Annotated in this window: 28 protein-coding genes, 1 pseudogene and 22 other annotated features; of the genes and pseudogenes, 15 read left to right on the forward strand and 14 right to left on the reverse strand. The window is 46.1% G+C overall.

Translation table 11 applies throughout. The annotated features are described in order from the left end of the window. Window positions 1-27 precede the first annotated feature (27 nt). Window positions 28-33, forward strand: a ribosome-binding site (putative RBS for yebU; RegulonDB:STMS1H002018). The 3 genes from yebU to yebW all read left to right on the forward strand — a co-directional run bounded on the left by yebU (window position 28) and on the right by yebW (window position 2,137). Further along, window positions 28-1,481 (forward strand): putative rRNA methyltransferase gene (gene yebU / locus STM1850; protein NP_460806.1). Within the gene, window positions 42-1,481 belong to an annotated coding region; the region does not span the whole gene. (Overlaps the previous feature by 6 nt.) Before the next feature lie 102 nt (window positions 1,482-1,583). Then, window positions 1,584-1,589, forward strand: a ribosome-binding site (putative RBS for STM1851; RegulonDB:STMS1H002019). Further along, the gene (locus STM1851; protein ID NP_460807.1) for a putative cytoplasmic protein occupies window positions 1,584-1,835 on the forward strand. Within the gene, window positions 1,596-1,835 belong to an annotated coding region; the region does not span the whole gene. Its footprint overlaps the feature before it by 6 nt. Window positions 1,836-1,936: 101 nt before the next feature. Next, window positions 1,937-1,942 (forward strand) — a ribosome-binding site (putative RBS for yebW; RegulonDB:STMS1H002020). Further along, window positions 1,937-2,137, forward strand: a protein-coding gene (gene yebW, locus STM1852; RefSeq protein ID NP_460808.1) for a putative inner membrane lipoprotein. Within the gene, window positions 1,946-2,137 belong to an annotated coding region; the region does not span the whole gene. Its footprint overlaps the feature before it by 6 nt. Before the next feature lie 18 nt (window positions 2,138-2,155). Here yebW and prpA read toward each other — a convergent pair. From prpA to sopE2, 3 genes are all read right to left on the reverse strand, one after another. Continuing rightward, window positions 2,156-2,816 (reverse strand): serine/threonine protein phosphatase gene (prpA, locus tag STM1853; RefSeq protein NP_460809.1). Within the gene, window positions 2,156-2,806 belong to an annotated coding region; the region does not span the whole gene. Continuing rightward, window positions 2,811-2,816, reverse strand: a ribosome-binding site (putative RBS for prpA; RegulonDB:STMS1H002021). It overlaps the preceding gene by 6 nt. A gap of 213 nt (window positions 2,817-3,029) precedes the next feature. Beyond that, window positions 3,030-3,202, reverse strand: a protein-coding gene (locus STM1854; protein ID NP_460810.1) for a putative inner membrane protein. Within the gene, window positions 3,030-3,194 belong to an annotated coding region; the region does not span the whole gene. After that, window positions 3,197-3,202 (reverse strand) — a ribosome-binding site (putative RBS for STM1854; RegulonDB:STMS1H002022). (Overlaps the previous gene by 6 nt.) 276 nt (window positions 3,203-3,478) lie before the next feature. Next, window positions 3,479-4,208, reverse strand: a protein-coding gene (gene sopE2, locus STM1855; RefSeq protein ID NP_460811.1) for a TypeIII-secreted protein effector: invasion-associated protein. Within the gene, window positions 3,479-4,201 belong to an annotated coding region; the region does not span the whole gene. Then, window positions 4,203-4,208: a ribosome-binding site (putative RBS for sopE2; RegulonDB:STMS1H002023), on the reverse strand. It overlaps the preceding gene by 6 nt. 665 nt (window positions 4,209-4,873) lie before the next feature. Further along, window positions 4,874-4,879, forward strand: a ribosome-binding site (putative RBS for STM1856; RegulonDB:STMS1H002024). Between sopE2 and STM1856 the strand changes: the two genes are divergently transcribed. Continuing rightward, window positions 4,874-5,280, forward strand: a protein-coding gene (locus STM1856; protein NP_460812.1) for a putative cytoplasmic protein. Within the gene, window positions 4,885-5,280 belong to an annotated coding region; the region does not span the whole gene. Its footprint overlaps the feature before it by 6 nt. A gap of 1,193 nt (window positions 5,281-6,473) precedes the next feature. On the opposite strand, the gene STM1857 is transcribed toward STM1856, so the two are convergent. Beyond that, window positions 6,474-6,893, reverse strand: coding sequence for a putative acetyltransferase (locus tag STM1857; RefSeq protein ID NP_460813.1), 420 nt, complete (start codon window positions 6,891-6,893; stop codon window positions 6,474-6,476). 363 nt (window positions 6,894-7,256) lie between these two features. Next, window positions 7,257-7,262: a ribosome-binding site (putative RBS for STM1858; RegulonDB:STMS1H002025), on the forward strand. Between STM1857 and STM1858 the strand changes: the two genes are divergently transcribed. Both STM1858 and STM1859 read left to right on the forward strand, forming a co-directional pair. After that, window positions 7,257-7,532 (forward strand): putative cytoplasmic protein gene (locus STM1858; RefSeq protein NP_460814.1). Within the gene, window positions 7,263-7,532 belong to an annotated coding region; the region does not span the whole gene. It overlaps the preceding feature by 6 nt. 165 nt (window positions 7,533-7,697) lie before the next feature. Next, a complete protein-coding gene (locus STM1859; RefSeq protein NP_460815.3) occupies window positions 7,698-7,838 on the forward strand; it encodes a putative cytoplasmic protein in 141 nt (46 codons plus the stop codon). 482 nt (window positions 7,839-8,320) lie between these two features. Here the strand turns inward: STM1859 and STM1860 are convergent. Then, the gene (locus STM1860; protein ID NP_448275.1) for a putative transposase occupies window positions 8,321-9,184 on the reverse strand. Within the gene, window positions 8,321-9,178 belong to an annotated coding region; the region does not span the whole gene. Beyond that, window positions 9,179-9,184: a ribosome-binding site (putative RBS for STM1860; RegulonDB:STMS1H002026), on the reverse strand. (Overlaps the previous gene by 6 nt.) Before the next feature lie 117 nt (window positions 9,185-9,301). On the opposite strand from STM1860, the gene STM1861 reads away from it, so the two are divergent. The 4 genes from STM1861 to STM1864 all read left to right on the forward strand — a co-directional run bounded on the left by STM1861 (window position 9,302) and on the right by STM1864 (window position 12,803). Then, the gene (locus STM1861) at window positions 9,302-9,670 is read left to right on the forward strand and encodes a putative cytoplasmic protein (protein ID NP_448276.1); all 369 of its coding nucleotides are present in this window, start codon (window positions 9,302-9,304) and stop codon (window positions 9,668-9,670) included. A gap of 1,296 nt (window positions 9,671-10,966) precedes the next feature. Beyond that, window positions 10,967-10,972: a ribosome-binding site (putative RBS for pagO; RegulonDB:STMS1H002027), on the forward strand. Continuing rightward, window positions 10,967-11,888 (forward strand): PhoPQ-activated protein gene (gene pagO / locus STM1862; RefSeq protein NP_460818.1). Within the gene, window positions 10,974-11,888 belong to an annotated coding region; the region does not span the whole gene. Its footprint overlaps the feature before it by 6 nt. Before the next feature lie 125 nt (window positions 11,889-12,013). After that, window positions 12,014-12,019 (forward strand) — a ribosome-binding site (putative RBS for STM1863; RegulonDB:STMS1H002028). Beyond that, window positions 12,014-12,179, forward strand: a protein-coding gene (locus tag STM1863; protein ID NP_460819.1) for a putative inner membrane protein. Within the gene, window positions 12,021-12,179 belong to an annotated coding region; the region does not span the whole gene. (Overlaps the previous feature by 6 nt.) A 2-nt stretch (window positions 12,180-12,181) precedes the next feature. Beyond that, window positions 12,182-12,187: a ribosome-binding site (putative RBS for STM1864; RegulonDB:STMS1H002029), on the forward strand. Beyond that, window positions 12,182-12,803 (forward strand): putative inner membrane protein gene (locus STM1864; RefSeq protein ID NP_460820.1). Within the gene, window positions 12,189-12,803 belong to an annotated coding region; the region does not span the whole gene. Its footprint overlaps the feature before it by 6 nt. A gap of 326 nt (window positions 12,804-13,129) precedes the next feature. Here the strand turns inward: STM1864 and STM1865 are convergent. Both STM1865 and STM1866 read right to left on the reverse strand, forming a co-directional pair. Beyond that, window positions 13,130-13,259, reverse strand: a protein-coding gene (locus STM1865) for a putative cytoplasmic protein (protein ID NP_448280.1). Within the gene, window positions 13,130-13,255 belong to an annotated coding region; the region does not span the whole gene. Further along, window positions 13,254-13,259: a ribosome-binding site (putative RBS for STM1865; RegulonDB:STMS1H002030), on the reverse strand. (Overlaps the previous gene by 6 nt.) A 296-nt stretch (window positions 13,260-13,555) precedes the next feature. Further along, a pseudogene (locus tag STM1866) lies at window positions 13,556-13,738 on the reverse strand (pseudogene; in-frame stop following codon 23). 900 nt (window positions 13,739-14,638) lie between these two features. Continuing rightward, window positions 14,639-14,644 (forward strand) — a ribosome-binding site (putative RBS for pagK; RegulonDB:STMS1H002032). Between STM1866 and pagK the strand changes: the two are divergent. Beyond that, window positions 14,639-14,846 (forward strand): PhoPQ-activated protein gene (gene pagK, locus STM1867; protein NP_460822.1). Within the gene, window positions 14,646-14,846 belong to an annotated coding region; the region does not span the whole gene. It overlaps the preceding feature by 6 nt. Window positions 14,847-14,942: 96 nt before the next feature. Here the strand turns inward: pagK and mig-3 are convergent. Beyond that, the gene (gene mig-3 / locus STM1868) for a phage-tail assembly protein-like protein (protein ID NP_460823.1) occupies window positions 14,943-15,831 on the reverse strand. Within the gene, window positions 14,943-15,824 belong to an annotated coding region; the region does not span the whole gene. Then, window positions 15,826-15,831 (reverse strand) — a ribosome-binding site (putative RBS for mig-3; RegulonDB:STMS1H002033). It overlaps the preceding gene by 6 nt. A 718-nt stretch (window positions 15,832-16,549) precedes the next feature. On the opposite strand from mig-3, the gene STM1868A reads away from it, so the two are divergent. Beyond that, window positions 16,550-16,717, forward strand: coding sequence for a lytic enzyme (locus tag STM1868A; protein NP_460824.1), 168 nt, complete (start codon window positions 16,550-16,552; stop codon window positions 16,715-16,717). Window positions 16,718-16,973: 256 nt separating this feature from the next. Here the strand turns inward: STM1868A and STM1869 are convergent. Beyond that, window positions 16,974-17,518 (reverse strand): phage-tail assembly protein-like protein gene (locus STM1869; RefSeq protein ID NP_460825.1). Within the gene, window positions 16,974-17,507 belong to an annotated coding region; the region does not span the whole gene. Next, window positions 17,513-17,518 (reverse strand) — a ribosome-binding site (putative RBS for STM1869; RegulonDB:STMS1H002034). It overlaps the preceding gene by 6 nt. 42 nt (window positions 17,519-17,560) lie before the next feature. Further along, window positions 17,561-17,848, reverse strand: coding sequence for a hypothetical protein (locus STM1869A; RefSeq protein ID NP_460826.1), 288 nt, complete (start codon window positions 17,846-17,848; stop codon window positions 17,561-17,563). A gap of 128 nt (window positions 17,849-17,976) precedes the next feature. Next, window positions 17,977-17,982, forward strand: a ribosome-binding site (putative RBS for STM1870; RegulonDB:STMS1H002035). Between STM1869A and STM1870 the strand changes: the two genes are divergently transcribed. Further along, window positions 17,977-18,475 (forward strand): recE-like protein gene (locus tag STM1870; protein NP_460827.1). Within the gene, window positions 17,981-18,475 belong to an annotated coding region; the region does not span the whole gene. (Overlaps the previous feature by 6 nt.) A gap of 17 nt (window positions 18,476-18,492) precedes the next feature. Next, window positions 18,493-19,389, forward strand: a complete 897-nt coding sequence (locus STM1871; protein NP_448287.1) for a putative phage integrase protein — start codon at window positions 18,493-18,495, stop codon at window positions 19,387-19,389. 196 nt (window positions 19,390-19,585) lie between these two features. Here the strand turns inward: STM1871 and STM1872 are convergent. The 4 genes from STM1872 to yobA form a co-directional block, all read right to left on the reverse strand. Then, the gene (locus STM1872) for a putative cytoplasmic protein (RefSeq protein NP_460829.1) occupies window positions 19,586-19,709 on the reverse strand. Within the gene, window positions 19,586-19,705 belong to an annotated coding region; the region does not span the whole gene. Continuing rightward, window positions 19,704-19,709 (reverse strand) — a ribosome-binding site (putative RBS for STM1872; RegulonDB:STMS1H002036). Its footprint overlaps the gene before it by 6 nt. 53 nt (window positions 19,710-19,762) lie before the next feature. Further along, window positions 19,763-20,133, reverse strand: a protein-coding gene (locus STM1873; RefSeq protein ID NP_460830.1) for a putative periplasmic or exported protein. Within the gene, window positions 19,763-20,116 belong to an annotated coding region; the region does not span the whole gene. Continuing rightward, window positions 20,128-20,133, reverse strand: a ribosome-binding site (putative RBS for STM1873; RegulonDB:STMS1H002037). It overlaps the preceding gene by 6 nt. Further along, the gene (locus tag STM1874) for a putative inner membrane protein (protein ID NP_460831.1) occupies window positions 20,133-21,017 on the reverse strand. Within the gene, window positions 20,133-21,008 belong to an annotated coding region; the region does not span the whole gene. Before STM1874 ends, STM1873 begins: the two co-directional genes overlap by 1 nt. Continuing rightward, window positions 21,009-21,397 (reverse strand): similar Cu resistance protein CopC gene (gene yobA, locus STM1875; RefSeq protein NP_460832.1). Within the gene, window positions 21,009-21,383 belong to an annotated coding region; the region does not span the whole gene. Before yobA ends, STM1874 begins: the two co-directional genes overlap by 9 nt. Further along, window positions 21,012-21,017: a ribosome-binding site (putative RBS for STM1874; RegulonDB:STMS1H002038), on the reverse strand. Its footprint overlaps the gene before it by 6 nt. After that, window positions 21,392-21,397 (reverse strand) — a ribosome-binding site (putative RBS for yobA; RegulonDB:STMS1H002039). (Lies within the gene yobA.) A gap of 111 nt (window positions 21,398-21,508) precedes the next feature. Next, window positions 21,509-21,514 (forward strand) — a ribosome-binding site (putative RBS for holE; RegulonDB:STMS1H002040). Between yobA and holE the strand changes: the two genes are divergently transcribed. Beyond that, window positions 21,509-21,751, forward strand: a protein-coding gene (gene holE, locus STM1876; protein ID NP_460833.1) for a DNA polymerase III, theta subunit. Within the gene, window positions 21,521-21,751 belong to an annotated coding region; the region does not span the whole gene. It overlaps the preceding feature by 6 nt. Window positions 21,752-21,792: the final 41 nt, after the last annotated feature.

Here is a 21,792-nt window from a genome sequence, read left to right on the forward strand (position 1 = left end):
ATGCTACACTGCGCGCCTGTTTTTTTGCCGGCGATACACCTGTGGCTCAACACGCTGTCTATTTTCCTGACGCTTTTCTGACGCAAATGCGTGAAGCAATGCCTTCCACGCTCTCTTTTGATGAATTTATTTCGGCCTGCCAACGCCCGTTGCGCCGCAGTATACGCATCAATACGCTTAAAATATCCGTGGCTGATTTCCTTGCCCTAATCGCGCCCTACGGCTGGTCGCTCACGCCAATTCCGTGGTGTCATGAAGGATTCTGGATCGAGCGCGATGATGAAGAGGCATTGCCGCTTGGCAGTACCGCTGAGCATTTAAGCGGCCTGTTTTACATTCAGGAGGCCAGTTCGATGCTGCCGGTCGCGGCCCTGTTCGCCGATGATAATCATCCGCAGCGGGTCATGGATATGGCAGCGGCGCCTGGCTCCAAAACCACGCAGATCGCTGCCCGCATGGGGAACCGCGGCGCCATTCTGGCCAACGAATTTTCGGCCAGCCGCGTCAAAGTTCTGCACGCTAATATCAGCCGATGTGGAATCGCCAATACCGCACTGACGCATTTCGATGGCCGCGTATTTGGCGCTGCGTTACCGGAGATGTTTGACGCTATCCTGCTGGATGCGCCCTGCTCTGGCGAAGGCGTAGTACGTAAAGATCCTGATGCGCTAAAAAACTGGTCGCCAGAAAGCAATCTGGATATCGCGGCGACACAGCGGGAACTGCTCGACAGCGCTTTTCATGCTTTACGACCCGGCGGCACGCTGGTCTACTCCACCTGCACGTTAAATCGCCAGGAAAACGAAGCGGTCTGCCTCTGGCTGAAAGAGACCTACGCCGACGCCGTTGAATTTTTGCCGCTGGGTGATCTGTTTCCTGACGCTGACCGCGCCCTCACCCCGGAAGGCTTCCTGCACGTCTTCCCGCAAATTTACGACTGCGAAGGATTCTTCGTCGCACGTCTGCGTAAAATGTCATCCCTTCCAGCCATGCCCGCGCCGGGGTATAAAGTGGGGGCGTTTCCTTTTACCCCCCTCAAAGGCCGCGAAGCATTACACGTTACCCAGGCGGCCAACGCCGTCGGACTGTTATGGGATGAAAATCTCCATCTTTGGCAGCGTGAAAAAGAGGTCTGGCTGTTCCCGGCAGAGATTGAATCACTGATCGGAAAAGTCCGTTTTTCCCGGCTCGGCATTAAGCTGGCCGAAAGTCATAATAAAGGCTATCGCTGGCAACATGAGGCGACGATAGCCCTTGCCTGCCCGACTCATGCTCACGCGTTCGAACTTTCTGTGCAAGAGGCGGAGGAGTGGTATCGCGGTCGGGATATTTATCCGCAAACACCCCCTGCCGCTGATGATGTCCTGGTGACGTTCCAGCATCAGCCACTTGGTCTGGCAAAACGTATCGGCGCCAGAATAAAGAACAGTTACCCGCGTGAACTGGTACGTGATGGCAAACTCTTTACTGGTAATAGTTAAAAGGCGCACAAAAAAACCGCACTTTTTGACTGGCGCTTTTGCCTACGTTGACTACGCTGAAAAATGGACGGCTAAACTGGTCGTACCACAATTAGCGTATTAACGGAGAGCACGATGATGAAAACCAGTGTGCGCATTGGCGCTTTTGAAATCGACGATGCCGAATTACATGGCGAATCGCCGGGGGAGCGAACGTTAACAATCCCCTGTAAATCCGATCCGGATTTATGTATGCAACTGGACGCCTGGGATGCCGAAACCAGCGTTCCCGCCATTCTCAACGGGGAACATTCCGTTTTGTTCCGTACTCATTACGATCCTAAATCTGATGCCTGGGTCATGCGTCTTGCCTGACTCAAAAAGAACCCGTCGCCAGGCGGGTTATTTATTCTTCCTTTTCTCATTTCCCCCCTGCGCTAACCTCTCCTACACTATCGTGTAAAGTAGTTAACATTGAGGATGTAATGTTCGCGCTGGTACTTTTTGTATGTTACCTGGATGGAGGATGCGAGGATATTGTCGTGGACATCTACGATACCGAGCAGCATTGTCTTTATTCGATGGACGATCAACGGATTCGCCATGGCGGCTGTTTTCCGGTAGAGGATTTTATCGACGGCTTCTGGCGACCTGCGCAGCAATATAGCGATTTTTAACCCTGGTCGCTGATACCGCTATTGTATCCGCGCTAACGTCAATTGCCCGCCAAATACCGCGCCCGTATCAATATAGTGTACGTTGGCAAAATCCATGCGCCGACGCAACGGCGTATGGCCAAACCAAAAATGATCGGCTCCGCTAATCCCGCCGCGCTTATTTATGAGCCGTTCGCGGCTCCAGAGAACCTGATGTAAGTCGACCTTTTTTTGCCATTGATAGGTTGACGCGGGATAATCTGCATGAGCGATCACATGCGTGCTATGGCGGCAACGAACTTCCAGTATCCAGGGCAGCCGCTGACAAAGAATAAAAAGCGCTTCAGCTTGCGCAGCGTGTTCAGCCGTCAGGCGGGTAAACCAGTCGCCACCATTCATCAACCACAGCGTCGACTGCGATGAGGCCCGCGCATCCAGCGCCATTTGTTCATGATTGCCGCGAACCGCCGTCATCCAGGACTCACGCAGTAAAGCCAGGCAGCCCAGGCTGTCCGGGCCTCTATCAATGAGATCGCCCACAGAAACTAACAAGTCTTGTTGCGGATCAAATCGACACTCACGTAACCTTTTCATTAACATTGAAAAACAGCCGTGAATATCGCCAACCACCCAGACATGCCGCCAATTCTTTGCCTCTATTCGCTGATAAATCTCTTCAGGCCGCATCATGTTTTTCCTGTCGTTCATTATCCAGGACAGATATAAAAAGATAGCGTGTGCAGATTTTTTTGCTTAGTAAGCGTGCGCTGTTGTAAATAGCGAATTTCACCATTAGCGAGTAAATGCTTTGTTATCATCGCAATAAAATATAACTGGCTGCGCCAGGGGAGGGTTATCCCCTGGCGCAGCGAGCTACTCACTATCGCCTGTTCACCTTCAATACTCTTCCTCCTTAAAAACATATCGGAAACATAAACCACATCGCCTCAGCACACGATATAGCACACTCTTTAGCGGAGTGATCCTCAAGGCAAACCAGCGCCAATGCAGGTGTCGTTACCGTGGCGACCATCGCCCCCACAAACAGGCGCAGCACAATTTTTTTTAAAGGCGGCATAACCTCTCCTGACAGTTAACAGACCATTAATCCTTATCGAGACATCATCCGTGCGCGGGTATCATAGACTTAACAACACGCAGCGTTACAAAAAAAGCTGTCTGGTTGTGCAGGTATTTAGAGTAATAACAATTATTTTAAGTTTTAAGGTTATCCATTTGATTTTTATATTAAAATAAAGATGACGACGTTTTGTTAAAAGCGTCGCCATAAAAACGAATATATAGTTTCAGAAAATCTGCTATTAATTCATATGGTTAATAGCAGTATTGTATTTACTACCATCAGGAGGCATTCTGAAGATACTTATTCGCAATATTTTCTATAGTTAACTGAAATTGTTGTGGCGTTGGCATCGTCCCCTTATTAAACAGCGGCGTAACCTCTTTCATAACGATTTTCTCAGCATACGCTTTAAAAGATACCTGCTGATTATGATTTATAAACATATGCGGATATTTAATACTCGCGGAAGCAATGAGGGGGACGACAAAAGGATTCGCCCCTGCCCCACCTGGAGTAAATACGCCATTTTTTATCTCCCCAGGTAGCCCCGCATTCTGCGCAGCCTCTCCTATCTCTTTCAAAAAGGGGGTAATACTGACCCCTTTACTGATGAGTAATTTACAACATTGATCTTTATTATTACTGTACACGGCTGATAATATGGCTTCGCATGTCTGACGAGCATAGGCCGGATCTTTACTCGCATTACCTTTGATATCCAGACTATTGAGCTTTTGCAGCATAAAATCTTTAACAGTTTTACTGGTTAATACCGCCCTACCCTCAGAAGCGTTCCCACGATGAAAATGGGTAGTCGGTATGTCTGTTTGTTGATGCAGGCTAAAACGATCTGACAGACTCGTCGACAGGCTGATAAAGCTATTTCTAACGGCAGTAATACTTTTTGCAAAAATGTCCTTCTCCGTTGTTTTTTCTTTTACTGGTTCAACGTCACTTCTATGGATTCTGTAGTGCTGGGTGGATAGTGTTATGTTAGTCACGGTAGTTCTCCTTTTAGATAACTATGCATAGCTACACTTTGTTTATATTTCTTGCTTTCAAAAAATAGCCACCTTCTCCACAACCATTTTTACTCATTGATATTTATAAATTTTATTTTCCTGATGGATTTTGTTCTTCTGTCACTTAGCCTGTTTTTTTTCGGCGCAAGGTGATCGACTTTTATCGAGGAACATTTTTATCGGGACAATCCTGAACAGGTAAAACATCACTTCAATTCAACTACTGCGTCACATAAAACATTCATGAATATTATTATTTATGCTGATGTTGTTACGATTTTGCCCCCATTCGCAGGCTGGCTACCAATTATCCTGCCAGCGAGTTAGCCGCTTTTTCAAAACCTATAAAGTCGCCACGCCAAACCTCTCCGTCACTGTAATCCTTATCTAAACATCAATTAATTAACTGATTTTTATATATTATGACTTTTCATGACGTTCAGAAAAACTACAAATGAAATGGATTGACGCATCTATTAGTGGTCAAAAAAACGCGCTACGAGAAATAATCAGTAACAATTGCAACACTATTCCAATCATAACGTAAACTATATGATACCAGGTGATTATTATTGCTTTTAGGTAACATATCTGTATGGCTGCTTTTAAGCAACAATACTCTAACACAACATATAACATTATAACTTACAATAGGTTAACAAATGGAATTACAGCTTATGCTTAACCACTTTTTCGAGCGCGTCAGAAAGGATGCAAATTTCAACGCATTTCTAATCGATCTGGAATATAATAATATCGCTTATTACATCTATTTTGTTGCTACCGGCAATGTGAAAATTATCACTCATGCAGGCCACTTCATTTCTATTAAAAGCAATAGAAAGCTGATTAAAGTCAATTCAACACCGAATACGCAATTAATAAAATTGATTTCAGCTAAACACTTTTCGGGGGAGCATTCCTATGAAAAATACTGTACTGATCTGGCAACGGCAGGCGTTTTTAAATGGATTGTTGAATTAAACCAAAAAACTCGACAATACTGGTCGAAAGACAACCAATTATTATATATAGAAAATGTGGTCATGCCGCTTTAACAAGCCAGGGTAATAATAGCGTCAGTCGTGACATCCGGCGTGTTACGACTGCGGGTTATCCAATTTAGAGACCATAATGAGAGTCTGACTGCGAGAGTTACCCTGTGCAGTCCGACCGACGCAGCAACGTTTGACACGATTCTCGACAACAGCATCTCCTGGTGCAGGAGAAATGATATTCAAAGCGATATCGACTAAAAGCTCAAAATATTTGCCTTCTATTTATATTCTATCTAATTAATACCCTCCAGGAAGTGTGGCATAATTGCAGAATCTGTCAGGATTCCGGGAGCATACCGGAGCGTAATCGAAAAAACATCTGGAGATGTATGAGCAAGGATGAAATCAGTTATCAAATTCTTTACCGGTACTCTCTGGAAAAGCTATACAGTACTCTTGCCAGAAGAGTAGATAACGTGCTGTCATTCGCCCTCGTTTTTCTCGGGGTCGGCGTCACCATAAACGTCGGGAGTCCCTTTATTCTGGGGCCAGGCATTGTGGGTATCGCCATACTAAAAAGAGTACTCCGCTTCGGCACGCGATCAGCACAGGCCGACCGGCAGTCCCGCGCCTGGCTGAAACTTTTTAATACTCAGCACCGCTTTCCTTCAGATAAAACACTGTTCCTTGCCTTCACATCGCTTGAGCAAGACGCGAGTGAAGTATGGTCCATGCTTATTGGTCCTGCCATCGTCATGACTGAGACCGCCCTCGGAAAAACGCCCATTGAGCCATTGACGGCGGGTGAAAAACTCTGTGCATTTTTGAGCGGCGCGACGAAATCCCAGCTAGCAGATCGCAATTGAACTGTCTTCTAAACGCCTGCGCCATACCACAGAGATTTAGTATAAAATTAATTAATGGAGTACTAACGCTGTCAGCAGGTTTCTCTGAGTGAAAGATTCGTATTATACGCACAGCCCAGTTTACAGTTTATATAACAGCGCTATATGTTTTTGTATCCGTACCATGCCGCCTACAAGCGGCTGTCTGAGTACCTCTAGCCGTGCCAGGGGGTATTAGCTCAAATGTGAGCTGACATATCTATGGCACAGCGCCAAACCTAATCTGACTGTCCGCCCTGTGCCAGAAGCGGACGCTGATCATGGTGTGTACAGGCCAACAATACGATATATTTTAAAGCTACCTGATTACAGCTTTCATAAAGCTATGGGTATTCAAATGCAGCAAAGCTATAAACCGGGCTTAATTAAATAATGCCTTTGCGAACCTACTTTAGGAAAGTCCGGTAGCGACATTTGAAGTATATACCCCTGTTTTTCATAAAAAGGGAGAGCCTGGAAGCTAAAGGTATCTACAAGTCCATGAACACAGCCTTTCCGCAAACCTTCTTTTTCGGCCATCGCCATAAGTTTGCTCCCCAGACCGCAGTTCCTTGCAGATTCACTTACCCAAAGATAGTCGATGCAGAGCCACGGACCTTTTCTGTCAGCAATTAATCCGCCTACCATTTCGCCGCTTTCGTTTCTGCAGTAGACCCCAAGCTGCCCATTTTTACTAAAATCGACGAACTGAGCATTGTAGCTTCTTAATCCGGTTAATAGTTCTTCTTTATCAAATTCAGTAACTTGATGTGTGATTTGAATGTCCATACATGCCCAATTGAACAAGTTTGTATTTGGAATATAACGTTATAAATAAGTTAATTAAATGTATCAATAGAAAGTTTGTTTTTACTCCTGGGGGCAGGTCACGTCCGCTACTCGCTTAAAGCAAACTGTCAGTTGGAGTCTGAGCTGGTACAATTAATGTGCCACTGGTTAGAAATCAGTAATACGATTTTATCAGGCTGGTGCTCTGGCCTGTCAGGATTTGAGGTATCCACCCGGTTTACCAGCCCCCTGTATTTGGCACCAGTGGAACCCACTTCCCGATCCAGGATATCCAGTACCCACCACCGAACCTCTTTCCCCAAAAGACATGAGCAACCTCAAGCGCCTTGTCTGGATGATAACCACGGTATGAAGTTTGATAACACGTGGAATCAGGGCGTATGGTTCGCTCTCCGTTCAGCAACTGGACGCCCTTCTCCCCAGCCTTTCAGCGTTGAAGATTTGCCAGCGCTGGGTGAAGAGTATAGGCGAATTATGAAAATCATTTCTGCCGTTTATACTTCGAAAAAGACGTTATCAAAAAGGTGGTTCGCAAGCGCGGAGTTATTAAACCTTTACTTAACGAAATACGGTTTAAGTTGCTTGAATTGCAGCAGAAAGAAAACGACGGCTTGCTGATGCTGGACAAATTAAGCAAGCATGGCATCAATGGACTGATACGCCGTCAATAAAAGGAAGGGTGCATGGACGATCCCGTCACATCACCAATCACAACAGAAGAGCACAAAACAACATTTCACAGTGTAAAGGATAAAACACGATGCCATTTTCAATCAAAAACATATGTTCAGGTCCAAAAGGACATTGCCCAGAAATCTCCAGCCCTATACAGGACAAGCCAGTACCGAGGAATTGCACACTGACCTCAACAACATGCGATATACAGAGCTATACAGTATTCAGCAGATGGTCCTGCAGTTATGAAATGCGCCCACCCGGTGCAGAAGAAAGAACCCCACGACTAAAATTCTCAGCAACGGAGCTCTCATGGCTATCTAAAACAATAGAAACAGAGAGGCGCAACACAAAAGAATGAGCCTGTCAGTAATTCTGTGTAACTGCCCAGTTATTAAAGGTGATCGCTCAGGCGGTCACCGAACTCGATAATAAAACGGCTCATCGCCAGCCGCCAGTTCTGGATCGGCATACTCCATTTTTTGACGCATCCTTGATCGCCAGATAAATAACTTTTCGTACTGAGTCATCCGTCGGGAACACCTTGCGTTTCTTAATCGCGGCACGGATCACGCAGTTCAGGGATTAGATTGCGTTTGTGGTGTAGATGGCCTTGCGGATATCCGGCGGATAACTGAAGAGCGTATTGAGGTTTTCCCAGTGCGCACGCCAGCTTTTGCTGATTTGCGGATATTTATCGTCCCGGGCTTTCGCGAACGCATCCATCGCCATCAGTGCCGCCTCTTCGGTCGGAGCCTGAGGCCGCTGGTGGCGACTTTGTAGCCTTTCCAGGCTACGTATTTCAGACTGTTACGCACCATATGGATAATGCACAGCTGGATATGGGGCTGCGGGAAGACGCTGTTTATCGCATCCGGGAAACCCTTCAGACCATCCACACAGGCAATCAGGATGTCCTGAACGCCCCGGGTTTTCAGCTCCGTCAGCACGCTTAGCCAGAACTTTTCGCCTTCATTTTCGGCCAGCCACATACCCAGTAACTCTTTCTGGCCTTCGGTGTTGATACCCAGTGCCAGGAAGACGGCTTTGTTGATTACGCTGCCATTCTGACGGACTTTGACGACAATGCAGTCCATATAAACAATGGGGTACAGCGCATCCGGTTGCCGGTTTTGCCTCTCAGTGACCTGCTCTTTTACGGCGTCGGTGACTTTAGATATCAGCGAGGGTGACACATTGGCGTCGTACATCTCTTTGAAGGTGGCGACGATTTCGCGGGTAGTCATGCCTTTGGCGTAGAGGGATAAAATTTGGCTGTCCATCTGCGTAATGCGCGTCTGGTGCTTCTTAAGCAGCTGTGGTTCGAAGGTGTTTTCACGGTCACGCGGTGTGTTGAGTTCTATCTCGCCGTCATCGCACAACACCGTTTTGGACGAGTAGCCATTACGGGTGTTTGAGCCTGTTTTGGGCGCATTTTTCTCATACCCGGGGTGGTCAGCCAGCTCCGCATTGAGCACCGTTTCGACGGTTAATTTCGCCAGCATACGGGAAAACGAATTGAGGTCGGCTTCGGTTTTAAGGCCTTTAGCCAGTTCAACCGCAAGGGCTTTGAGTTTCTTTTCGTCCATAATTGCCTGTCTCCGTTACTGGAGTGAACATATCAAAGACAGGCAATTACACAATTTTACTTACAGTCTCAGTTCAGTCACATTATTGATGAGCGACTGTACGTTAAGCAAATCAAGACCGGGATGAAAATCGCTCTGCCACTTTCGCTCAACCTTCCTTCCATGGGTTTACGCCTCAGTACGGTGATTGAGCGTTGCCGCCTGGTAAGCCGTAGCGAATACCTTATCAGCGCTGGCATACGCAAAAACAGCCCGAACGGGAGTATTCATCCTAATAGCCTGACTAAAAAATTTGTTGCGGCACGAAAATTGACCGGAATAAATTTCAGTGAAAACCCACCGCCGTTTCACGAGATCCGCAGCTTATCCGGACGACTGTATAAAGACGCTTACGGCGAAGGGTTTGCTCAGAAACTCCTGGGACATACTTCAGAGAACACCACGAAACTCTATCTCGATGAACGCGATAATAAAGCTTACGTGATGCTCTGATTTTGCTGTAAAAGAAATGTTAAACTGGATTTGGATCTGATATAACGAAAAAGCCCGGAATACAGAAATTCTGGAAAATTTCGGAAATTTCGGAAATTTCGGATTATTGATCATAAGCAACTGATTTATAAGAAAAAAAGAGACCGAATACGATTCCCGCTTACGGCAACCATTGATATTTCTCTTTAAATTCATAATGTTACATATTAATTAAGTGATTTTAACGATTGGAATATGTTATTTTTGATTCTAATAGATTCAATTAGTTATCACTTTTTACGTTTTAATTCGGACATATTTCGGGCCATTTTGCGTATAAATCCCCCGACCAAACAAATTAACTGCCCAATACATCACTCCCCTCTTCCATTGGGGGACTCCCGATGCCAAATACCCATGTAGACGAAGGCTTAATAGTGATGCCAACAAAAGCGATCGCGAAAAGTTGAACAGGTGGCTAGTTTCAGATTAAACACATTGGTTAGTCATCTTGAACAAGTAAAATCCGCCGCAACTGGCAACCATTCAATACTCGCACTATCGAACGATCGCCAGCTTGCCGCAGCCCGTTCTTGCATACGATGTGGCTGCGGTTCCATCACATCAGGAATGTGAAAATCGGGATAAACCTGCCACTTAACCTGAAGCAGGTCTTCATAGCGGGTGGTATACCGAGGCGAAAGCATTTCTCTTAAGGTCGCCATATAAAAACATTCTATTACAACGAGTTATCTCCTCCTGCCTCCGCCCCGGCGCAAAGCTATAGTTTTTTCTATCTCCTTGTGAAACAAACAATTATTCTTGCTATGGCGCTGATTAACAATCGTTCGCGGGCAACGTACATTCAGCGAGTTTCAGAGCTTCCTGACGGAATTCAGCCGGTGCTGTTTCTGGGGCTTCTTACTGGTTGATACAGATCCTGCCTCTTACTTGAGAATTTACTCATTTAGCCGTATGTCCATTATGGGTGGATAAGATCATTTATCATCGTAAGGGTTGAAAGCGATAAGTTAAACTTGTCCTGGCTCAACAAGGGACCCGACTAATGATGAGCTCTTCATCTTCAAGGCGTTTTATGCCTTCCAGCAAGAATAGACATTAAATCGACAACTGCTGCCAGGTCTTACAGGCGCAGTGGACAATCGTGTGGTAACAGCCTGAGTCATTTATTATTTTTCTCATTCAGCATAACTGCGTCTTCTGATAGAGAAATTTTTATCTAAACATATAAAAAACACAGTGAAGAAAACGCTACTTTTTTCTAGCTAAAAAGCTAAATTAATTTTTTTACGGAGAGGATCTTATGCGCAAGGTGTCGATATCTATATTATTCATGCTAGTTTCACTGACTTGGGGGACTACATGGTTGGCCATGCGAATTGCCGTTGAAACTATCCCTCCAGTGTTTGCAACCGGAATGAGGTTTATGTTTGCAGCACCTTTTTTAATCATCATTGCATGGTTAAGAAAAAAAACACTGTTGTTTCCTCCCGGACAACGATTATTCCAGTTTGTGATATGCATCTTTTATTTTTGCATTCCTTTCTCACTAATGATTTATGGTGAAACCTATGTCAACTCTGGGCTTGCCGCCATTATCTTTGCGAATATGCCTGTGGCCGTTTTGATAGCATCGGTTTTGTTTCTAAATGAAAAAGCGAAACTAATGCAGATCGCGGGCTTAACTATCGCAATCACTGCATTGACGGGGATACTTCTTGAAGAAACGAATACAAGTACAGAGAGTCACTGGCAGGGTATCACTGCGCTTATTTCTGCTGTGTTAATCCATGCCATAATATATACACAATGTAAGAAAAGAAGTTGTACTGTCTCTGTTATCACATTTAATGCGCTCCCGTGCCTTTTAGCTGGGTTGATACTTTCTGCGACAGGATGGTTTTTTGAAAGACCACAAGTATCAACCTTCTCAGTACACTCAATATTAGCTACCCTGTATCTCGGGGCTTTTGCCGGAGTTTTTGGTATCCTGTGCTACTTTGCGCTTCAGCAAAAGGCTAATGCCTTCCAGGCTTCGCTTGTATTTCTTATCTTTCCGCTGATTGCGGTAAGTCTGGAAGACTATATTTATGGATATGCTATTTCAACACACTCAATGCTGCTTATTATACCATTAGTTATCGGGATATTTCTTACTCTTGTCGCCAGAAATCTCCCTGTAACCAGCAGATGCCGGGATAACTCATCACAGAAATAATCGATTTATAATAACGCAAATAATTCCTGATGCCTTACTGAGCTCCGGCTAATGCGGGGTGGATAAGCTGGAATACAGACCCGGTAATACACAGCGATTATATTAACAAGCAATGTAATAAAGGAGTTTTTTATGTTCATGTTTCTGCCATTCTTGCTTGCACTGAGCGTGGCAATGGGGGCCATAAACAGAAAGGATAAAGTCAGCTACATTCTGTGGGCCGTTTTACTCATCGTCACTATTTTATCATTCATTCATCATATGACCAATTCGCTGACTTTGTCATTTTAAGGAGTGTGTATGAAAACGCATCATCATCCAACAACATTTGTTCATCTGATTAATCAGGTGGGACTCCTTGGGATATGCGTTGCTCTGGTTGTAGCCTTTTATTATCAACTCGTCAGGCATGAGCTGCCTTGTCCAATTTGCTTATTACAGCGGGCTGGCCTCATCATCGCCGGTTTTGGCTTTTTATTTAACCTCTGCTTTGGTCTACGAGGTATACATTACGGGATGGTAATTATTGGCAGTATCCTGACCGGAGTTATGGCATCCCGGCAAATATGTTTGCATATCATGCCCGGTGACACAGGATATGGTTCTGCATTTTTTGGATTACACTTTTATACCTGGACTCTGATTACGTCAATTCTGATTATTATTGCTGTTGCGGTAATTCTGGCAATCAGTAGCATGAATGTTGCATTTCGTTCATTGAATATTAATCCGGACCTGTTCAGTATTGTCGGTTGGGTATTTCTGTTACTGATTACTGCCAACCTTATTTCAACTGTACTGGAATGTGGCGGAGGGGAATGTGCTGCTAACCCGGTCACATATAAGCTACTGTCGAAACAGGATATTGCCTTTCTGAAAACAGGCCTCCTGACGAGGACAGTTCTCCGGTTATGACGCACTTTTAAAATGACTGATTGGTAAATATATAGCAAGCACCTGTCTTGTAGAAATTGGAATGGTTATGGGCTAACACGGAAGTTACAGTAACATTGAAATGTTGCAATAACAGGAATCAAACTTACAACCTTCGCATTACGAATTAGTAGAATCACATTTAACTAACTGTTTCAAATACACATTTCCGCATTCACATTGCTCAACTCAATGGCACATGATGTTAGAAATAGAATGATGCTTCACCATGTTTGACACAAAAATGGCACACCCTATAAAGCATCCACAGCACATATTTGGGTGGCACGCACCGTGGAAATACTGCATTACCCTAACACAGGGAATTTTCTGTACAGCGTCGACAGCCCCGCATCATAAATAATCGCTACCTGCTGTCGCGGTACTCCTGCCCTAATAAGGCACCCTGCCTGCGCCCATTGCTCCGGCGTCAGTTTTGGCCTACGGCCACCAATGTAGTGGCACTGTAGTGGCACACTGGGTACTGAAGCAATGGCCACAACTGGCGCTTGATGCTATCAGCCAGATAACCTTCCAGATGGATAACAAACATAGCAGCTATCCTGTCTGTATCGGAATTGTAAAACCAGACGTTGACCATCTTCATCAAGGTTAAAGGAACAAAGAGCTCTTTAAAGTAACTCTTTGTTCCATTACGATAGTTTAAATATGATGTTCTGAATGGGCCTTCACTACATGAACAGGAAAGGCTCAGGATAACCACTTCTCAGACATTAAAAGCAAATGAGAAAACCAAGGGGGCCTAAACCTGCCGCCAGGGAACAAACCTTTGCACAGTCTGCAGTGCTACCACCGTCCCCTATGCACCCCAGGGCGAACGCTGGCTAGGCAGCAGACGACAACAGCAGAAGAGTTGTTATGAATAAAACTTTACGTGATTTAATAAGAGAAAACATATTATTACCCTCATAGTAAGCAGTATTAAATAAGCCGGGATATATCTGATGTTCAATCAGTCCCTCATATAGGGTTAGCACCATAGCGAGTCGTTTTCACAAAAAACACAGACTGTTGAAACTTTATTTATCACTTTGACATTTGCAATACATGACACATGATTAGCTTCAGCCGCCATTATAGGGAAAGCTCCATTTCCATACTCATTTACTCACTTCTCCCTGCGGAAAAAGAAATGCAGTATAGCCAGCGTGGTGCTTTTGCTGAAACCAGGCGCGAGCAACACGGCAATGATGATCGGCGTCAGAATGAGTTCGGAATCGGCATTGGCAAACAAGGCGCACAGTCGTTAATACCCACCAGCAGTTCCGCCAAGAGTGCGACAATGTCGTAAGAGAGGCCTTCAGCCAGGCAAAACAGCGCTACGGTGCGCCCCGGCTTGCTGAGGAAGTGAACCTGGGGCCTGAGGTACAATGTAAAAACGATAGCGTCCAGCCTGTGCCATCAGGGTCTGCGGCGATCTCAGTCCGGAACAATTTGAAAACCAGAACCTCGCTTAAGGCTGTGTCCACAATACGCGGACAGGATCAAAACTGTTAGTGTGGCTGGCTTACAAGAATGAAGTGAAGTTGATTGATATAACAAACACTCCTGATAATGTTAACTGGCCTGTTCCTCCGGGGGAGCGAGCCAGCCATGATTTGAAAAGCACATGAAATCACTTTCACATGAATTAATTTACATTGGAAATAAAATATAATAGTGCTTATCATTTTTATTTAAGTTAAATATTTTATAAATGGTTTTTATTTACTCACCTGATGGTAATGAATAACGTTTAATATCTATAGTAAAGGATGCTGTAACCGTAAGGATAGTGTGCCACAATTTAACAGGTAACATATTATGAAACACGTCAAGAGCGTATTTTTAGCAATGGTTTTAATATTACCATCTTCACTATATCCTGCTCTTACAATAGCGGCAGACTCTCAAGATCATAAAAAAGAAGAAACAATTAAGCCAATGCCTCAAAAGTGGTGTAATCTTTGGCCTGCTGGCATACCCTTCCCTGAAGATTGGTTTAAAATGTGTAGAGGTTATTGAGTATAAATTTAATATACTAGCCAGTAACCATATCAGTTATGACAGACAGGCCTTCTTCATATTTGCTATAAATAAGGCCTGAGCTTTCCTGACAAATTATAAACTACTGGCTGGTTTCTCCGGCCAGACAGGCTTTAAAGTATCAACACGGTTTACCTGTACCCGGTACTTTCTCCATGCCAGAAGAGAAGCTTTTTCTTTATTGGTTGCTTCGTCCAGATCCACTGCATCCTGTAACGGCGCGATTTTTTCAGACGCTATTTGCAGGAGTCTGTTTTTCGTTCCTTCAGCTTCACGAAGTCTGGCTGCGGCCTCCGCAGCTTCATCATTCATCCAGACCTGAGCCTTACTATCCCATTTTTTGTATCCACCACCTGGTGAAACTGATGTGACGTTTTCAGGTAGCGGACCAAGATCGGAGATATAAACCTGATTGCCGGTTGTTGTGTCGTAAACCGTCTCGCCGCGGTGATCCTCCTGCAGACTCCACGTTTGGGTTTCAGCGTCAAAAACAGCAATATGACTGGAGGGAATATCAGGAGGGGCTATATCAGTACAATTTGCCGGGCGACGCTGTCCGGGGGGGACCTGACCACATCCGGCCCCCATTGCAGGTAATGCAACAGATGTAATTTTCCGGTCTTCTCCGGCGCTTTTATTGTGCTGAAAAATTGCCAGTAACGCAGCCCGTGTTGCATTATAAACCGCGTCGGTGCCGTCAATAATCAGCGGAACGCGCATCGTCGGGGCGGGAACCAGCCACGGATGTTTACTGTTACCCGTTTCAATAACAAAGGCGGTGCCGACGGGCTGTTCCCCCAGGTATTCACGGATGATATTTTGCTGTACCCGTTCCTGTAATTGCGACCCGAAATATGCCGTAATAGCAGCATCCACACCGCCGTCCATAAGACCAAAGGTTTCCGCATTACCGTCTGCGTCCACAATAACGACGTGTCCGTGTGGACCGATATACATGGTGTGCTCGTGTCCTCCGATATAAACTGTATGCGCATGGTCGCCAGCGGCCTGTGTCCACGCACCACCTCCTAGCTGAAATGAAGTGTGATTGGAATCTCCCCAGTATGAATTGATATAACCGCCGAACTGGTTAGTATGATTGCCCGTGGTATTAACGCCCCTTTTCGGAGTCAAACCAGTTCTTACGCTCTTTTGGAGTCATTTTATTCGGGTCCTGATGTTCAGCAGCCTGGGAAACGGGCGTTTCCATCAGTACGCGGATCACATCCGTCAGGAGATACAGCTTGTTTTTTTCATTGCTTCCCAGTGCCAGGGGAACGCCCGAGAGGCGACTGACAACCGTCTGTCGATGTAACCCTGTAATAGCGGCAAGCTGACTGATATTGCATTTGAGGTTCTTCAGTTCGCCGTCCATTTTTACCTCTGGGGCTGTTTCTTAGCGCGCCCTCCCCCGGAAAAACAAAATATAATGAACAAAAAACATACAAACCATCATCTTTTAAAAATAAATTACATTAAAACAGAGAGTTACAACATGATGATGATGCATGAAAAATCAAAAATGCGCCAAATCCCGCGCCGCTGCCGCCCCGTGGCAGGCCGCCCCGCCGGGAGTACCTTTTTAAAATGCGAACAATTATCAACAACTACCACTTAATGATTATTTATTTCATTTTGCGATATTGATTATCATTTTCAATAACAACACACAGAGAACATAAATGAAAAATATCATCACTATTATCGTAGCCATTATTATCGTTTTTTATGCAGGTATGTGGTCGCAGAAATTCCTGATGGAAGATGAGTGCCTTGATTCAGGTGGTTCATACAATGAAAATGGAATTTGCAATATTGCAGGCAGTCATCAGGATGTTCCCCCTAAGTAAGCAGAATGCTTTTTAAATTCGTTACCCACCTCTACAGATAAGGAGGCGAATGGTCACTAAAAGTAAAATCCATTGCAGAAGAATTTCCGGAAAGTTGTTATTCCAGCACCCCGACAGGTTATTCAGACAGATTTCAGCTATATCAAAACTGAGTGAGTACTTATCAGTTTCATCTGGTGAAAAACCTGTTCTTATTCATCTGGTTCCATCTGATGATATGTAGTCACTTTTTTACAGCAATATTACAGGGGGAGTTTCAATGCCTCCTGTAATTATTTGACTCTCTCACCGAATCATATACTCGTTCACACGTCATTCCTGCCCGGTAGCGCTCGTCAGCGATTCCAGCATAATGTTTAGCTGCTTCTGCAATATCTCCGAGCATGTTGGCAAGCATTCTGGCGTCGGCGTTGGTTGTTTTGCTTCTGACGGCAGCGGCAAGATTTGCGGTGTGCTTTGCGGCGTCCAGGCGGGTGGCAAGTTTTTTTGCTTCGGTACGCAGCTGGCTAACAGTGGCAGACAGGCCAGCAGCAGTGGCAGCAGATTTAGCGGCTTGCGCTTGTGCATCTTTCACAGCCTCATCACGGGCAATAACGCGGCCCTGTTCAATAATACGGGCGGCGGTCTGGGCGTTGACTTCCTGAGAGGATTCAGCGCTGTCGCGATCTGCCCATTTTTTTTGCCAGCCCCTGTCACTCCAGACATTACCGGCGATAAACGCACCAGCCATCAGCAAAATAAACACCAGCTGCAACCAGTATCTTTTCAGAAGAGCAGATAACAGATTCATACCAGCACCGATTTTGCTTTCTCAAAGCGCTCCCGCCGATCACCGATGCCGTTCTACCCTCCGTTGATGATCTGCGTAACACGTACCAGGTCGCCGGAATATTTCAGACACCCTTTAGTCACAAAAAGCCACGCTGCGGATCGGGCGGCATGACGTTCTAGCTCAAGCTGTCCTGGATTCGCCACTAGATCCAGTTTCAGTGCAACGCCACATCTGGTGTAATTCTCCAGCCCGGTAATCCTGATCTTCGCCGAACGTGGTGCGAAAGCTTTCTTGCCGTTCATGGCGTTCGCGATCCGGACTGGTACGAATATGTGCCTGATAACACCCCAACAACCCATGAAGAAAATGCAGCAAGGCTTAGTCAGGCGGGCAAATGTCTGCGGGATATTGAGGCAGGGAGATTTCAGTGTGATGAAGAAAAACAGCAACCGACAGGCGAACTGGCAGATGAACCAGCAACGCCTGAAGCAGTGGAACAGGACACAACTGAACATCATCCGGACCCACAGCCGCTGGAGAATGAACCACCTGTAAGCCAGACAGAAGCAGGCTACCAGAAAATACGGGCAGAACTGCACGAAGCACGTAAAAACATTCCACCCAAAAACCCGGTTGATGTTGGTAAACAACTGGCAGCCGCGCGCGGTGAATATGTCGAAGACATCAGCGACCCGAACGATCCGAGGTGGGTTCATAACAATTACAGCGCCTCAAATCAGGGTGAAAAAGAAGAAGTGGTGCCGGAGGGAAAACAACCAGCAGCAGAGCCGGAGGCTGTCACCAGAAACGCGGACGGGACTTTCGATGTATCAGCGCTATTCCTGCCCCCCTCAAACCAGACCGAAAAAACGGAAGCCAGAACAGAAAGAGATGGAGAAACGCCGAAAGAGAGCAACCAGCAGGAAACGGCTGGCGATACAGGACAGGAAATTACAACGGACGGTGGATCAGGTACAACTTCATAGCGCAAAACCACACGCCAGTGGCGCTTATTGAAAAACTAAAAGGAACGGACTCATTCACTGTGTCCGCATGGATTGATCGCTATGAGGTTTTATTACAGCGCCGGAATCTGTCGGTTAATACCTACAAGATTCGCAGTAATCAATTAGCGACCGTACGCGAAAAAATGGGAGAAATAATACTGGCAGAAGTAACAACCCGGCACATTGCCAAGTTTCTTGAGTCGTGGATAACCGAGGGAAAAAACACTATGGCGGGAGCAATGAGATCAGTTCTATCTGACATGTTCAGAGAGGCTATTGTCGAAGGGCATATTGTGAAAAACCCGGTGGAAGCAACCCGGATACCAGAGATTAAGGTGGCCAGGGAACGCCTGCAACTGGAAACGTATAACGCCACACGAGCGGCAGCAGAGCATATGCCTGCATGGTTCCCTCTCGCGATGGATTTAGCGCTCGTTACTGGTCAACGTAGGGAGGATATCGTAAATATGAAATTTAGTGATGTTTTTGACAACCGCTTATACGTCACTCAGATTAAAACCGGAATGAAAATAGCCATTCCCCTCTCCCTGACACTTCGGGCGACGGGGTTACGTCTGGGAACGGTAATCGATCGCTGCCGACTTGTAAGCCGCACTGATTTCATGATCAGTGCCGGAATCAGGAAAAATAGCCCGACCGGGAATATTCATCCGGATGGATTGACAAAGACATTTGTAAAAGCAAGAAAAGCCTCCGGTGTTAACTTCAGCAATAATCCACCGACATTTCACGAGATCCGAAGTCTGGCCGGGCGGCTGTACAAAAACGAGCACGGCGAGGTGTTCGCCCAAAAACTCCTGGGCCACACATCAGAGAACACCACGAAACTCTATCTCGATGAACGCGATAATAAAGCTTACGTGATGCTCTGATTTTGTTGTAAAAGAAATGTTAAACTGGATTTGGATGTGATATAACCAAAAAGACCGGAATACAGAAATTCGAGGAAATTTCGAGGAATTTCGAGGGGAAACACATAACCCATTGATTTATAATCTAAATAAAAAGAGACCGAATACGATTCCTGTATTCGGTCCAGGGAAATGGCTCTTGGGAGAGAGCCGTGCGCTAAAAGTTGGCATTAATGCAGGCTAAATCGCCTTGCCCTTTAAGAATAGATGACGACGCCAGGTTTTCCAGTTTGCGACGAAGGTGATTGAAAAAACCTGGCGTTTTGTCTGTTATCAGAGATAAAAAAACCGTAAGCCTTTTCGTGAAGGTTTACGGTTTTTTATTAAAAATCAGTCAGCTATTGGATGGATCACAAAGCTTTTGCGCACGTTCGATAAACGGCGCCAGACTCATTTTCTCACCGGGCTTCGCCGGGTTATCGATTTGAATGACGGCAATAGGCTGAGCGCGCGTTTTACCCTCCGCTACTTGCTGTTCGGCAATGGCATTCAAGGGATACTGCACCAGCGTACTGGGGTTGATCACATAGAGCGCCTGGCCAGGCCGACAGGTCAACATGACCTCTTCCCGATTAAACGCCCACTTGTCTTTTCCTACTTCAAAACGACTTACGGTAATCACCTGCGGCGCCGCCAACGCTACGCCCGAAGTGGCCAGCAGAAGCGCCGGAAGGAGTATTTTTTTCATTCGTTATGCCAGTCCATCAAAAAGGTTCGAGGGTTGCAAACAGGCTGACGATCGCCAGAACTATGCCTCCAACTCCCCATTCAATTTGCGTCATCCTGACAAACCATAGGTCAGTCCGGGGATTTTCCTGTCGCATACGTGGTACGAGAACATACCGATTCGTCAGCGCAATTGCTACCATAAGCACGACCAGCGCACATTTTAACAAAAGCAACTGTCCATAGGTGGTCTGCCAGATAGCGGTAAATCCCGTGATAAATAGCGTGTTGCCAATGCCTGTGAGCAATACGCCCGCCACAAAAAAGTGACCATAACGAGAAAAACGCATCATGGCGCTAATAGCATGTTGACGCCAGCGTCCCTGAGCCATGCGCATACAATAAACCACTGGCAACAGCCCGCCAAACCAGGCTGCGGCACAGAGTAAATGCAGAGCATGGTTAATCTGCTGTAATGTTCCCGCTACACCGTCGCGCATCGTCGCATGTCCAACGCCTGCCAGCAGGATAAACTGAGCAACGGTTAGAATAAGAAGCCGTCGTTGCATTTTTACCGGCGCAATGACTACCACCGCCAGCGTGACCAGCGCGAGGATAATTTGCCATATCCAGACCGCGCCAAAGCGGGTTTGCAGTACCGCGCCCCACACCGAGACGAAAAAAACATCGGGCCAGCCGCCGCCCATCAGTCCGCCCTGAACCGCCAGCATGAAAGCCGCGCTGATAACGCTCCAGGCGGCGGCATGTTGTTGCAGATGTAAAAATCGACGCGTCATTAAACGACGAATTGATGCGGGTGCCAGCCAGGCACCGTAAAGCGCGCAGCCGTAGACCAGCATCACACTAGCAAAATGAATAAATCGGAGAGTTATCCAGACGAATGTCAGCATCATTTATTTCACGCTGAAGGTGTATTTCCCTTTTGTTTTATGTCCATCCACCGACACAACGTGCCAGTCTACCGTGTAAGCGCCAGATTTTAACGGCTGCTCAAGCGGGATAATCAACTGCGTTTTATCCTGTTCATTTCGCTTTGCCGGGCGCGTTTTGATGAGCTCTTGCTGAGGGCCAGTAATGGTTGCGCCGCTGAACCCTGGCTCAATCCCTTCAGAAAAGTTCAGGGTCAGCGCCTGTGGCGAGGCCGTAACGGCAGCATTCGCCGCTGGATACTGATGCGTCAGGTGCGCATGTGCCCAGGCCGCTGGCGTCGCAAATGTCGATGCCAGCAGCAGTAAAGCTAAACGTCGCGATGGTGCAGAAGAAGCCATATTCACTATTCCTTTTTGTTATACCTACGTTACAAAGAATAACCTTCAACAATCAATGAGTCGAGGATCATCATTTCCATCTTGCCATTACCGCGGACTCTTAGTACCTTCTGGCGGCAACAAAAAAGGAGACACGTATGAAAACAAATCTGGCTCAGCTTGAACAAGCGGAAATGGATAAAGTCAATGTGGACCTGGCGGCAGCCGGGGTGGCATTTAAAGAGCGCTACAATATGCCAGTTGTCGCGGAGGCGGTCGAACGTGAGCAGCCAGAGCATCTACGCGCCTGGTTTCGCGAGCGGCTGATTGCCCATCGTCTGGCTTCCGTATCACTATCCCGACTCCCTTACGAACCCAAAGTTAAATAAAAATTATATAACGTTACACTTCCTTACATGCAGACGACTAC

Origin of the sequence: Salmonella enterica subsp. enterica serovar Typhimurium str. LT2, assembly GCF_000006945.2 — a bacterium.
Classification (GTDB): domain Bacteria; phylum Pseudomonadota; class Gammaproteobacteria; order Enterobacterales; family Enterobacteriaceae; genus Salmonella; species Salmonella enterica.

Coding starts and splice junctions, on each gene's coding strand:
- STM1851 (NP_460807.1), top strand. CDS start 1,596: ATGATGAAAACCAGTGTGCGCATTGGCGCTTTTGAAATCGACGATGCC.
- yebW (NP_460808.1), top strand. CDS start 1,946: ATGTTCGCGCTGGTACTTTTTGTATGTTACCTGGATGGAGGATGCGAG.
- prpA (NP_460809.1), bottom strand. CDS start 2,806: ATGATGCGGCCTGAAGAGATTTATCAGCGAATAGAGGCAAAGAATTGG.
- STM1854 (NP_460810.1), bottom strand. CDS start 3,194: ATGCCGCCTTTAAAAAAAATTGTGCTGCGCCTGTTTGTGGGGGCGATG.
- STM1856 (NP_460812.1), top strand. CDS start 4,885: ATGGAATTACAGCTTATGCTTAACCACTTTTTCGAGCGCGTCAGAAAG.
- STM1857 (NP_460813.1), bottom strand. CDS start 6,893: ATGGACATTCAAATCACACATCAAGTTACTGAATTTGATAAAGAAGAA.
- STM1858 (NP_460814.1), top strand. CDS start 7,263: ATGAAGTTTGATAACACGTGGAATCAGGGCGTATGGTTCGCTCTCCGT.
- STM1859 (NP_460815.3), top strand. CDS start 7,698: ATGTTCAGGTCCAAAAGGACATTGCCCAGAAATCTCCAGCCCTATACA.
- STM1860 (NP_448275.1), bottom strand. CDS start 9,178: ATGGACGAAAAGAAACTCAAAGCCCTTGCGGTTGAACTGGCTAAAGGC.
- STM1861 (NP_448276.1), top strand. CDS start 9,302: ATGAAAATCGCTCTGCCACTTTCGCTCAACCTTCCTTCCATGGGTTTA.
- pagO (NP_460818.1), top strand. CDS start 10,974: ATGCGCAAGGTGTCGATATCTATATTATTCATGCTAGTTTCACTGACT.
- STM1863 (NP_460819.1), top strand. CDS start 12,021: ATGTTCATGTTTCTGCCATTCTTGCTTGCACTGAGCGTGGCAATGGGG.
- STM1864 (NP_460820.1), top strand. CDS start 12,189: ATGAAAACGCATCATCATCCAACAACATTTGTTCATCTGATTAATCAG.
- pagK (NP_460822.1), top strand. CDS start 14,646: ATGAAACACGTCAAGAGCGTATTTTTAGCAATGGTTTTAATATTACCA.
- mig-3 (NP_460823.1), bottom strand. CDS start 15,824: ATGTATATCGGTCCACACGGACACGTCGTTATTGTGGACGCAGACGGT.
- STM1868A (NP_460824.1), top strand. CDS start 16,550: ATGAAAAATATCATCACTATTATCGTAGCCATTATTATCGTTTTTTAT.
- STM1869 (NP_460825.1), bottom strand. CDS start 17,507: ATGAATCTGTTATCTGCTCTTCTGAAAAGATACTGGTTGCAGCTGGTG.
- STM1869A (NP_460826.1), bottom strand. CDS start 17,848: ATGGGTTGTTGGGGTGTTATCAGGCACATATTCGTACCAGTCCGGATC.
- STM1873 (NP_460830.1), bottom strand. CDS start 20,116: ATGAAAAAAATACTCCTTCCGGCGCTTCTGCTGGCCACTTCGGGCGTA.
- STM1874 (NP_460831.1), bottom strand. CDS start 21,008: ATGATGCTGACATTCGTCTGGATAACTCTCCGATTTATTCATTTTGCT.
- yobA (NP_460832.1), bottom strand. CDS start 21,383: ATGGCTTCTTCTGCACCATCGCGACGTTTAGCTTTACTGCTGCTGGCA.
- holE (NP_460833.1), top strand. CDS start 21,521: ATGAAAACAAATCTGGCTCAGCTTGAACAAGCGGAAATGGATAAAGTC.